This is a genomic window from Kitasatospora arboriphila (genome assembly GCF_039528095.1).
Classification (GTDB): domain Bacteria; phylum Actinomycetota; class Actinomycetes; order Streptomycetales; family Streptomycetaceae; genus Kitasatospora; species Kitasatospora arboriphila.
The window spans coordinates 1-11,299 of record NZ_BAAALD010000148.1 but is presented as its reverse complement, the minus strand read 5'-3'; the positions used below and the strand labels follow the sequence as shown (position 1 = coordinate 11,299).

General features: G+C 74.0%; 7 protein-coding genes. 2 read left to right on the top strand and 5 right to left on the bottom strand.

Translation table 11 applies throughout. From position 1 onward, the window contains the following. Nucleotides 1-267: 267 nt before the first annotated feature. Nucleotides 268-1,959 (bottom strand): chitinase, encoded by a 1,692-nt coding sequence (locus ABD353_RS37510; protein WP_344628208.1) that lies wholly within the window; start codon nucleotides 1,957-1,959, stop codon nucleotides 268-270. 247 nt (nucleotides 1,960-2,206) lie between these two features. Between ABD353_RS37510 and ABD353_RS37505 the strand changes: the two genes are divergently transcribed. Beyond that, the gene (locus ABD353_RS37505; protein ID WP_344628207.1) at nucleotides 2,207-5,422 is read left to right on the top strand and encodes a S41 family peptidase; all 3,216 of its coding nucleotides are present in this window, start codon (nucleotides 2,207-2,209) and stop codon (nucleotides 5,420-5,422) included. 96 nt (nucleotides 5,423-5,518) lie between these two features. On the opposite strand, the gene ABD353_RS37500 is transcribed toward ABD353_RS37505, so the two are convergent. Together ABD353_RS37500 and ABD353_RS37495 are read right to left on the bottom strand one after the other, a co-directional pair. Then, a complete protein-coding gene (locus ABD353_RS37500) occupies nucleotides 5,519-5,725 on the bottom strand; it encodes a hypothetical protein (protein WP_344628206.1) in 207 nt (68 codons plus the stop codon). A 121-nt stretch (nucleotides 5,726-5,846) separates the two neighbouring features. Then, nucleotides 5,847-7,898: a phosphocholine-specific phospholipase C gene (locus ABD353_RS37495; RefSeq protein WP_344628205.1), complete on the bottom strand. Its 2,052-nt coding sequence runs from the start codon at nucleotides 7,896-7,898 to the stop codon at nucleotides 5,847-5,849. A 185-nt stretch (nucleotides 7,899-8,083) separates the two neighbouring features. On the opposite strand from ABD353_RS37495, the gene ABD353_RS37490 reads away from it, so the two are divergent. Then, the gene (locus ABD353_RS37490) at nucleotides 8,084-8,740 is read left to right on the top strand and encodes an NAD(P)H-binding protein (RefSeq protein ID WP_344628204.1); all 657 of its coding nucleotides are present in this window, start codon (nucleotides 8,084-8,086) and stop codon (nucleotides 8,738-8,740) included. Between the two features lie 60 nt (nucleotides 8,741-8,800). Here ABD353_RS37490 and ABD353_RS37485 read toward each other — a convergent pair whose 3' ends face one another. Continuing rightward, a complete protein-coding gene (locus ABD353_RS37485) occupies nucleotides 8,801-9,451 on the bottom strand; it encodes a pentapeptide repeat-containing protein (RefSeq protein ID WP_344628203.1) in 651 nt (216 codons plus the stop codon). A 100-nt stretch (nucleotides 9,452-9,551) separates the two neighbouring features. Further along, the gene (locus tag ABD353_RS37480) at nucleotides 9,552-10,775 is read right to left on the bottom strand and encodes a low temperature requirement protein A (protein ID WP_344628202.1); all 1,224 of its coding nucleotides are present in this window, start codon (nucleotides 10,773-10,775) and stop codon (nucleotides 9,552-9,554) included. Nucleotides 10,776-11,299: the final 524 nt, after the last annotated feature.

Sequence of the window (11,299 nt, the reverse complement as noted above, 5' to 3'; positions counted from 1 at the left end):
GTCACCCACCGCCCGGGCGGCGGCGGCACGCCCGAGCGCGACCGGATTGGCGCCCTCGCCGCCGTCCCGGCCGAGCGCCCGGCCGTGCAGGTCGGCGACGACCGCCCGGCTGCCGGTGCCGCCGGCGTCGAGGCCGAGGACGAGCGGGCCGGTCATGGGCTCTCCCTGCTGGTGGTCGGGCTGCCCCCATGATCGGCCGCCGCCGCGGGGGCGTCAACGACACCGGGCCCCGGGCGGGAGGTCCGCCCGGGGCCCGGTGGGTGCGGGTCAGCCGAAGTAGGCGTCGAAGTTCTTGGAGAACTCCTGCCCGCCGAAGCGGTCCCAGTTGATCGACCAGGTCATCAGGCCGCGCAGGTTCGGCTGCGCCCCGCTGCGCGGGACGTAGCTGCCGCAGTTGACCGTCTTGGTGAGGCAGTCGAGGGCCTTGTCGACCTCGGCCGGGGCGACGTAGCCGTTGCCGGCGTTGGTGGTGGCGGGCATGCCGATGGCGACCTGCGAGGCGGCCAGCGGCGGGAACACGTTCGCCGTGTTGCCGGCCACCGGGAAGCCCTTGAGCAGCATGTCGGTCATCGCGACGTGGAAGTCCGCGCCGCCCATGGAGTGGTACTGGTTGTCCAGGCCCATGATGGAGCCGGAGTTGTAGTCCTGGACGTGCAGCAGGGTCAGGTCGTTGCGCATCGCGTGGATGACCGGCAGGTAGGCGCCGGCCCGCGGGTCCTGGCCGCCCCAGGGGCCGGAGCCGTAGTACTGGTAGCCGAGTTGGACGAAGAAGGTCTCCGGGGCCATGGTCAGCACGAAGCCGGAGCCGTACTTGGCCTTGAGCGTCTTCAGCGCCGAGATCAGGTTGACCACCACCGGGGTGGTGGGGTTCTTGAAGTCGGTGTCGCCGGTGTTGAGGGAGAGCGAGTGGCCCTCGAAGTCGATGTCGAGGCCGTCCAGCCCCCACTTGTCGATGATCGCGGAGACCGAGGAGACGAAGGCGTCGCGGGCGGCGGTGGTGGTGAGCTGGACCTGGCCGTTCTGGCCGCCGATCGAGATCAGCACCTTCTTGCCCTGGGCGCGCTTGGCGGCGATGGCCGCCTTGAAGTCGGCGTCGGACTCGACGGTCGGGCACTCGGTGGCCGGGCAGCGGTTGAAGCGGATGTCGCCGGAGGTCACCGAGGTGGGCTCGCCGAAGGACAGGTTGATGACGTCCCAGGAGGCCGGGACGTCGGCCATCCGGGTGTAGCCGGCGCCGTTGGCGAAGCTCGCGTGCAGGTAGCCGACCAGCGCGTGCGCGGGCAGCCCGCCGCCGGGCGGCTGGGTGGTCGGCGGCTGCGAGGTCGGGGGCTGGCTGGTCGGCGGCTGCGAGGTGGGCGGCTGCGACGTGGGGGGCTGGCTGGTCGGGGGCTGGGAGGTCGGCGGCTGCGACGTGGGCGGCTGCGAGGGCGCGCCCGGGCCGTCCAGCGAGATGTCGTCGGCCCAGTAGGTGCCCTGGCCGTACCAGCCGTGGGTGAAGACGGTGGCGCTGGTCTGGCTCGCGCCGGTGGTGAAGCTGACGGTCAGCTTCTGGTACGCGCCGCCGGTGCCCGGCGTCCAGGTGGAGGCGCCGCCGTCGACGCCGAGGTACACGTAGGCGCCCTTGACCCAGGCGGAGAGCGTGTAGGCGGTGTTGGGGGCGACCGCGACGGTCTGCGTGCACTGGGCGTTGTCGCTCGCCGAGGCGGCCCCGGCGAGGGCGTAACTGCCGGTGTGGGACTGGCCGGTGACGACGCTGCCGGTGCCGCCGGTGCAGCTGAACGGGGCCAGCGAACCGCTCTCGAAGCCGCCGTTGGCCAGGAACTCGCCGGCGCTGGCGGAGTTGGCGAGGCCGACGGTCAGCGCGACGGCACCGGCCGCGGCGACCGTCCAGGCGGTGGCCGCGGCGAGCACGCGGCGGCCGGGCGGTGCGGCGTGGGAGGGTCTCGGGGTAGCGCGCATGTGGGGGATGCTCCTGCCGTGGGACAGCCGTGAGACATGGGGGTGTCCGGGCGCGGTGGGGGCCGGCCGGGCGTGCGGCAGCCGCGGCAGGGGACGCCGCATTGGACTGGACCACACTTGGACTAGACCACTGAAGCGGAATTCCCGCGGCCCTGTCAATGGAGTCGGCGCACCGTCAAGGCCCGCCGTCGCAGGCCGAGTAGGGCGGCGGGTTGCGCGGCCCCCGAGGCCGCCGAACCATGGAGAAGTGTCCGGATATCTCAGGTACCCCCACATTCGCGGTGATCTGCTCGCCTTCACCGCGGAGGACGACGTGTGGGTGGCGCCGCTGCACCCGGACGGCACCGTCGGACGCGCCTGGCGGGTGAGCTGCGACCGCGTCCGGGTCAGCAACCCCCGGCTCTCCCCCGACGGCCGCACCGCCGCCTGGACCAGCTGGCAGGCGCTCACCCCCGAGGTGTGGACGGCCCCGGTGGACGGCGGCGAGGCCGTCCGGCTCACCTTCTGGGGCAGCCACGACACCCGGGTCCGCGGTTGGCTGCCCAACAGCCAGGTCCTCGCCGTGACCTCGTACCACGAGCCGTTCGCCCACTACACCTGGGCGTACGCGCTGCCGCCGGACGGCGCGCCAGGCCGCCGGATGCCCTGGGGGCCGGTCAACGACGCCCAGGTCGGGCTGGAGCACACCGTGCTGCTGACCTCGGCCGCCCCGCACGGCCCGGCCTCCTGGAAGCGCTACCGCGGCGGCGCCACCGGCCGGCTCTGGCTCGACCACGGCGAGTTGCTGCCCGGCCACACCGGGCACCTCGCCTCACCGATGCCGGTCGGCGAACCGGACGACCCGCGGATCGCCTTCCTCTCCGACCACGAGGGCGTCGGCAACCTGTACTCCTGCCGCCCCGACGGTTCCGACCTGCGCCGGCACACCGACCACGCCTCCTACTACGCCCGCGAGGCGGCCTCCGACGGCACCCGGATCGTCTACCAGCACGCCGGCGACCTCTGGCTGCTGGACGGCCTGGACTCCCCCGCCCCGCGCCGCCTGGAGGTGCCGCTCGGCGGCTCCCGGGCCGGCCGGCGCCCCTACCAGGTGTCGGCGGCGCTGAACGTGAAGGACCTGGTCTGCGACCCGACCGGCCGGGCCGGGGTGGTCAACGTCCGCGGCAGCCTGTACTGGCTCACCCACCGCGAGGGCCCGGCCCGGGTGCTCGCCGACACCCCGGGGGTGCGCTCCCGGCTGCCGGTGCTGCCGGCATTCGGCGGCCACGTCGCCTGGGTCACCGACGCGGAGGGCGAGGACGCCGTGGAGATCGCCCCGCTGCCCTCGCGAGGCGGCGACGGCGGCCCGTCCCGCCGGATCGCCGCGGGCCGGATCGGGCACGTCCAGGAGCTGTCCGCCGCCCCCGACGGGCGCCATCTGGCGGTGGCCGCCTCCGACGGGCGGCTGCTGCTGGTCGCCACCGAGGACGGCGAGGTCCGCGAGGTGGCGTCCTCGCAGTACGGGCCGGTCAGCAGCCCCGCCTTCTCCCCCGACTCGCAGTGGCTCACCTGGTCGCAGCCGGTCGCCGGACGGTCGCTGCGGGCGATCCGGCTGACCCGGGTGGACGCCGCGGAGCGGATCGTGGACGTCACCGGCGGCCGGTTCGAGGACGAGCACCCCGTCTTCACCCGGGACGGCCGCTTCCTGGTCTTCCTGTCCTGGCGCGGCTTCGACCCGGTGCACGACGTGCACACCGGCGACATGTCCTTCCCGCTCGGCTGCCGCCCGTACCTCGTCCCGCTCTCCGCGGGCACCCCGTCCCCGTTCGCCGCCCCGGTGGAGGGCCGTCCCGCGGTCGGGCTGGACCCGGACGAGGCCACCGGCGACGGCACCGTCACCGTCGACCAGGACGGCCTCACCAAGCGGCTGGTGCCCTTCCCGGTCACCGCGTCCAAGTACTCGGCGACCGCGCCCGTCCGCGGCGGGGTGCTCTGGCTGCGCTGGCCGATCTCCGGCGCCCTCGGCCAGACCTTCGCCAGCCCCACCGACACCTCCGGCAAGCCCTCGCTGGAGTACTTCGACCTCGCCCACGGCAGCCGCTCGACCGTCGCCGACCAGCTGGACGGCTTCTCGGTCTCCGGCGACGGCGGCTCCGTGCTGGTGTACTCCGCCGGCGCGCTCAAGCTGCACCCGCTGCCGCTCGGCTCCCCGATCACCGTCGACCTGCGGCGGATCACCCACATCGTGCACCCCGCCGCGGAGTGGCGGCAGGCGTACCACGAGGCCGCCCGGATCGTCCGCGACCAGTTCTGGGACGAGGACATGTGCGGCCTGGACTGGCCCGAGCTGGTCGCCCAGTACGAGCCGCTGCTGGAGCGGATCGCCGGCCCCGACGACTTCGCCGACCTGCTGCGCGAGCTGCTCGGCGAACTCGGCACCTCGCACGCCTACGTCACGCCCTCGCGCCGCGGCGAGGGCCCGCAGCTGCTCCAGCAGCCGCTCGGCCTGCTCGGCGCCAACGCGCACCGCGACCCGGACGGCCGCTGGCTGGTCGACCGGATCCTGCCCGGGGAGTCCTCCGACCCGCGGGCCCGGGCACCGCTGGCCGGCTTCGGCCTCCAGGACGGCGACGAGCTGATCGCCGTCGACGGCCGCCCGCCGGACCCGGTCCGCGGCCCGGCCCCGCTGCTGGCCGGCACCGGCGGCACCACCGTCGAACTCACCCTGCGCTGCAAGGACTCCGGACGGATCCGGCGGATCGCCGTCACCCCGCTCACCGACGAACGGCCGATCCGCTACCAGGACTGGGTCGGCAAACGCCGCAAGCTGGTCCGCGAGTTCAGCGACGGCCGGTGCGGCTACCTGCACATCCCGGACCTCGGCGGCTCCGGCTGGGCCCAGTTCAACCGCGACCTGCGCAGCGAACTGGCCAAGCCCGCCGTGATCCTGGACGTCCGCGGCAACGCCGGCGGCAACGTCTCCGAACTGGTCCTGGAGAAGCTCAACCGCAGGGTGCTGGCCTGGGACTTCACCCGCGGACGGCACCCGGTGCGCTGGCCCAGGGACGCGCCGCGCGGCCCGCTGGTCGCCCTCGCCGACCACGCCACCAGCTCGGACGGCGACGTGATCATCGCCGCCATCAAGCTGCTCGGACTCGGCCCGGTGGTCGGCACCCGCACCTGGGGCGGCGTGGTCGGGATGACCGGCCGGCACGTGCTCGGCGACGGCACCCAGATCTCGGTGCCCAAGAACGCGTCCTGGTTCACCGAGGGCATCGGCTGGTCCGTGGAGAACCGCGGCGTCGAACCGGACGTGGAGGTGCTGCGCACCCCGCACAGCTGGGCCCGCGGGGAGCACACCGACCTGGCGGCCGCGGTGGAACTCGCCATGGAACTGCTGGCGGAGCAGCACGCGGCGGTGCCGCCGCCGGGGGACACGCCCCGGCCCGACCTGCGGCGCCCGCCGCTGCCGCCGCGCGCCTGACGGGCCGGGCGGAACCGCACGCCGAGGGGCCCGGCCGGCGGCCGGGCCCCTCGGCGTGCGGATCGGTGTTCGCGATCGGGTCCGTGGTCGGGTCGGTCAGTCCCAGGGATCGCCCTCGGCGGTCATGTCGGACGCGGCCCTGCGGTCCTCTTCCATCTGCTCCGCCCGGTGCTGGGCGTCCATGCGGCTCCTCTCGGCGGTGTCGCCGAAGGCGTCGGCGGCCTCGTCGTGCGCGAGCGCCGCGCGCCCGGCCGGGTCGCCCGACTCGTGCGCCTTGTGCCGGAACCTGTCGAAGATGCCCATGTCTTCCTCCTCGCGTGCAGTCCGACCCGGGCCTCCCTCACTGTCACACTACGCCGCGGGGCATGCCACCGGGGGCGCCCGCGCCGCGGGCGGCGGCGCGGGCGGGCGTCCCCCGTTCGGCTCAGCCGGAGACGCTGGCGGCGCCGGTCTCCAGGTGGCCGGTGAACCGCTGCGACCAGGTCGGGTCCGAGTCCACCGTCACCGTGAAGTCGTACCAGCCGTTGTTGTAGGCCACCGCGTTGAAGAAGTCCGAGGCGGTGCCGCCGGCCGGGACGGTGTACGTCCACGGACCGTCGTTGCGGTAGTTGGTGGAGGTGACGGTGAAGGTGACTGCCGCCGTGCCGGTGTTGGCGAAGGCGAACCAGAGCGCCAGCTTGCCGGTGGTCGGGACGTTCGCGTACGAGGCGGTGACCGAGACCAGCTTGCCGGGCTTGGTGGCGTCGCCCTTGAAGCGGCGCAGGAAGCGGTTCGGGCCGACCACGCTCAGGTCGTACGGGCCGCCGCCGAAGCCGGTGCCGCAGTTGAAGAAGTCGCTGGTGGAGCCGCCGCCGTCGACGGTGTACTGCCAGGGGCCGCCGCTGCGGTGGGCGTTGGCGTAGGCCGCGAGGTGCGCGGCGCCGGCGGCGCCCTGGTTGGCCATCGCGATCCAAACCTTCATCACGCCGCCGGAGCCGAACTCCAGGTGGTCGAGGTTGGCGTTGGGCTGGTAGGGCAGCGCGCGGGCAGGCCGGGTGCCGGGCTCCTGCTGGGGCAGCTTGTTGTCGACCGGCGCCGGGTTGGGCAGCGGACCGCAGGCGGCCAGGCCGATGGTGGCGTCGGTGTTGGGCAGCGCTGGCAGCCCGTACACCGGGTTGGCGAAGTCGAACATGCCGGTGAGGTCGCCGCAGACCTTGCGCCGCCAGGCGCTGATGTTGGGGCAGGTGGCGGGCCTGCCGATGGCCGCCGTCCACCTCTCCAGGAAGCGCAGCACCGAGGTGTGGTCGGAGACCTCGGAGCTGACCCAGCCGCCGCGGGTCCACGGGGATATCGCGATCAGCGGGACGCGGAAGCCGAGGCCGATGTTGGTGCCGTTGTAGAACTCGCCGGCCGTGCCGGCCGGAGCCGCCGGCGGCGGGACGTGGTCGAAGAAGCCGTCGTTCTCGTCGTAGTTGAGGAAGAGGACGGTGGAGTCGAAGACGTCCGGGTCCGCGTTGAGCGCGTCCATCACCATGTGGACGAAGTGCGCGCCGTCGGCCGGGGTGGCGTACGGGTGCTCGGAGGAGGCCTGGTCGGGGACGATCCAGGACACCTGCGGCAGGGTGCCGGCCACCACGTCGGCGCGGATCGCCGCGGCGATGTCGTCGGGCGTCCTCCCGGTCTTCTTCGGCACCGAGCCCATGCCCTTGACCGCGAGCGGGCTGCCCGCCGGGGCGGAGCTGAACCGGGTGAAGTAGGCGAGGGCGTTGTCTCCGTAGTTGTCGGCGGCGTTCTGGTAGACCTTCCAGCTCACGCCGGCCGCCTCCAGCGCCTCGGCGTAGGTCTGCCAGCGCAGGCCGGACTCGTCGCCGCCGTCGTAGGCCGGGCCGCCCGCGGTGCCGGCCGGGTCGATCTGGCCGGACCAGTGGTAGGTGCGGTTGGGGCCGGTGGCGCTCAGCACCGAGCAGAAGTAGGCGTCGTTGACCGTCCAGTTGTCGGCCAGCGCGTAGTGGAAGGGGATGTCGGCGCGGGTCAGGTAGCCCAGCGTGCGGACGTTGCCCTTGGCGGAGACCCAGGAGTCGAGCTTGCCGCCGTTCCACGCGTTGTGCTGGTCGGACCAGGCGTGCGACAGGTCGCCGTTGCACTGGGCGAGGCGCTCCGGGTCCGCGCCGCCCGCCGGCTTGGTGGCGCTGAACTGCCACGGGTACTGGCGGCCCAGCCCGTTCGGCTGGTTGAAGACGCTGTAGCCGCCGGCGATCTGGATGGCGCTGCGGTCGGCGAAGCCCCGCACGCCCTTCAGCATGCCGAAGTAGTGGTCGAAGCTGCGGTTCTCCTGCATGAGGATCACGATGTGCCGGGCGTCGGCGATCGTGCCGGTCGTGCTGAGGCCGGCCGCCGAGGCCCGGGTGGTGCCGCCCAGCGCGGTGGAGGCCACCGCGGCTCCCGCCGCGGCGCTCGCCGACAGCGCCATGAACTTCCTGCGACTCAGCTCAGCCATCGGGCCGCCGTCCCTTCGGTGATGATGTCCGGTGATGTTGTATGAACACGTTGCCGTGCCATCGGTCGCGGAGAATCGTCACGCAGGGCGGGGCGCCATGGCCATGCCCGGGAGCGAACTTTGACGGACTGTTCGCCGTCGCGTCGCCCGGCGACCGGACGGTGAACGGGGATAGCGTGGCGGGCATGCGCATCGTCATCGCCGGTGGACACGGACAGATCGCCCTGCACCTGGAGCAGCTGCTCGCCGACCGCGGGGACACCCCCGTCGGACTCGTCCGGCGCGCCGAGCATGCCGACGACCTGCGGCAGCGCGGCGCCGAACCGGTCGTCCTCGACCTGGAGGCCACGGACCCGAAGGCGCTCGCCGCCGTCCTGGACGGCGCCGACGCCGTGGTGTTCGCGGCCGGGGCCGGGCCGGGCAGCGGCGCCGCCCGCAAGGACACCGTCGACCGTGCGGGCGCCGCCCTGCTCGCCGACGCCGCTGAACTCGCACACGTCCGCCGGTACCTGATGATCTCCTCGATCGGCGCGGACGCCGCCGCCCCGGACGGCCCCGACCCGGTCTTCGGCGCCTACCTGCGCGCCAAGGGCGCCGCCGACGACGACCTGCGGCGGCGCACCGCACTGGACTGGACGGTGCTGCGGCCCGGCCCGCTCACCGACGCACCGCCCACCGGCCTCGTCCGGCTCGGCGACGCCGTCGGACGCGGCCCGGTGCCGCGGGCCGACGTCGCGGCGGTGCTGGCCGCCCTGCTCACCGAACCCGCACCGGCGGTCGGGCGGACGCTGGAGCTGATGGCGGGCGACCGGACGGTCGCCGAGGCGCTCGCCGCGTTCTAACCGGCCGGACCGGGCCGGTCAGTCCTTGCGGGTCAGCCCTTGCCGGTCAGCCCTTGCGGGTCAGTCCTTGACGGTGATGCCGAGAGCCTGGGCGAAGAGCGGGGCCAGCTCGAACAGCTGGCCGGTGTTCAGGACGGCGCCGGAGAGGCCGAGGTGGGCGTCGGGCAGGCCCAGCTTCGCCGCACCGCGCAGGTCCACCTTCTCCATCCGGGCACCGGCGAACCGGACCCCGTCCAGGGTGGAGCCCGGCACCGAGACCGAGGTCAGCTTCGCCTCGCCGAGGTCTACGTCGCGCAGCAGGCAGTCCTCGAAGACGACGTCCCGCAGCACGGCGCCGCGCAGGTTGACCGCCTCCAGCTTGCAGCCGCGCAGCACCACCCGGCGCAGCGCCGAGCCGTACCAGGAGATCCCGGCGAGCACCGAGCCGAGGAGCGTCGCGTCCTGCCACTCGCTCTCGGCGAGGTCGGCGCCGACCAGGCGGCAGCCCTGCAGCCAGACCTCGTTGAACCGGGCGGTGCGCAGACCGGTGCCGTCCAGCTCGACCCCGGTGAAGGCGCACTCCAGGAAGCCCGCGCCGAGCGCCCGGCCCTCGTACGTGCCGCCGTCGAAGTGCACGGTGTCGTAGCGCTCGTCGCCGTACAACCGGCCGGCGTGCGGGCTCAGCAGCTCGGCGTAGGGGAGGTCGGCGAGCTGCTCGGGAACGGCTGGCATGGCGGGGCCGATCTGTGCGGGGACGGACTGCTGCCGTCATCCTGGCAGCCGCCACCGACGACCCGCGGCCCGCCTGCGGGCGGTGGCGGCGCGGCGGGTCTCAAGCGGCGCGGCGGTTCAGGCGGCGGGCGCGCAGGACGATGCCGGCGGCCACCGTGGCGGCGGCGACCAGGCCGGCCGCGAGGACGGCGTCCCGGCCGAGCGCGGTGCAGGCCAGCACGGCGACCGCGGCGGCCGGCAGCACCGCCTGTTCGGCGCCCTGCTTGAAGTGCCGGGACTGCAGCAGCCAGACGGTGAACAGGTAGAGCGCGGCCGGCACGGTCACCGCCGCGGCGGCGGCCACCGCCCCGATGTGCGCCTGGTGGACGGAGAACTCCACCGTCACCTCCAGGCCCGCGCCGATCGCGGCCGCCGAGCCGAGCACCAGGTAGTGCCCGTAGCCCCAGAGGAAGGCCTGCCGGTTGGAGCGGAGCCGGCCGTGGACGGGTTCGGCGAAGTAGATCCACCAGGCGGCGAAGCAGAGCAGCACGCCGCCGGCGGCGATCGGCAGGAGGTCGCCGATCGCCTCGTGCTCGTCCAGGGCGGTCTGCACGGCGAGGGTGGCGGCGGCCACCGTCTCGCCGAGCACGATCAGGGTGAACAGGCCGTACCGCTCGGCGATGTGGTGCGGGTGCCAGGTGGTCTGCGCGCTGCGCTCGGCCAGCACCGGCACCGCCAGCTCGGCCAGGATGCCGAGCGGGATGACGTACGGGTAGGCGGCGTGCGGGACGAGCAGGATCAGCCCCCAGCCGATCTGGCAGAGGGTGATGCCGAGGGCGTAGCGCAGGGCGACGGTGCGGGCCGCCCCGGTCTCGCAGGCGGCGGCGCGCAGCCACTGGGTGACCATGGCGAAGCGCATCAGCACGTAGCCGACCACCGAGAGCACCAGGTCCTGGTCCTGGAACATCCGGGGCACGCCGGCCGCGAGCACCAGCACGCCGGTGATCTGCACCAGGGTGGTGAGGCGGTACGGGACGTCGTCGACGTCGTACGCGGAGGCGAACCAGGTGAAGTTCACCCACGCCCACCAGATCGCGAAGAACACGAACAGGTAGCGCGGGACGCCGGTGGCGGCGTGGCCCTCGGCGAGGGCGTGCGCGAGCTGCACCCCGGCCTGGGCGACGGCGACCACGAAGCAGAGGTCGAAGAAGAGCTCCAGCGGGGTGGCCGTGCGGTGCGGTTCGCTGCGCGAGCGCGGGGCCATCCGCCGCACCGGACGGGCGTGCTGGAGGTGGGCGGGGGTGCCGGCCGCCGCGGTCGGCGGCAGGTCCGCTTCGCTGGTCATGGTGCCGCCTTCGGGGAGTTCGGACCGGGCTCTGCCCCCGTGATCCTGGCATTCCCGCAGGCCGTGCGCACGCATCCGGGGCGACGGTGCCGCCGGCCGGTCCGCCGTCAACCCCCGGCTGACGGCGGAGTGCGCGAACCGGGTGACAGGACGGCACGGCGCGGCGTGTGCCCGTGGAGGTGTCCCGTCCCCTCCTGGTTCGCCCGCTAGATTCCCTGGCGACTGGAACGACGACATGGGCGGTCTGCGGGCAACGCGGAAGGTCAAGGCGGAGGTCGGTACACGGGGGCGGTCTCTCCGCACGGCCCCGCGCGCCGCGCCCGCCTCGTGATCACCGCGCTGCCTGCCGGCGCGCGGTCGCCGCTGCACGGTCGTCGTCGGGTGGCCGTCAGGGCGGCCGGCCGCGACACCTGGTGACCGGACCGTCACGATTTCCGTTCCGCCCGCCGCGGCGTGTAGTGTTCCGCAGGTCAGCAGGCGCCGCTAGCTCAGTTGGTTAGAGCAGCTGACTCTTAATCAGCGGG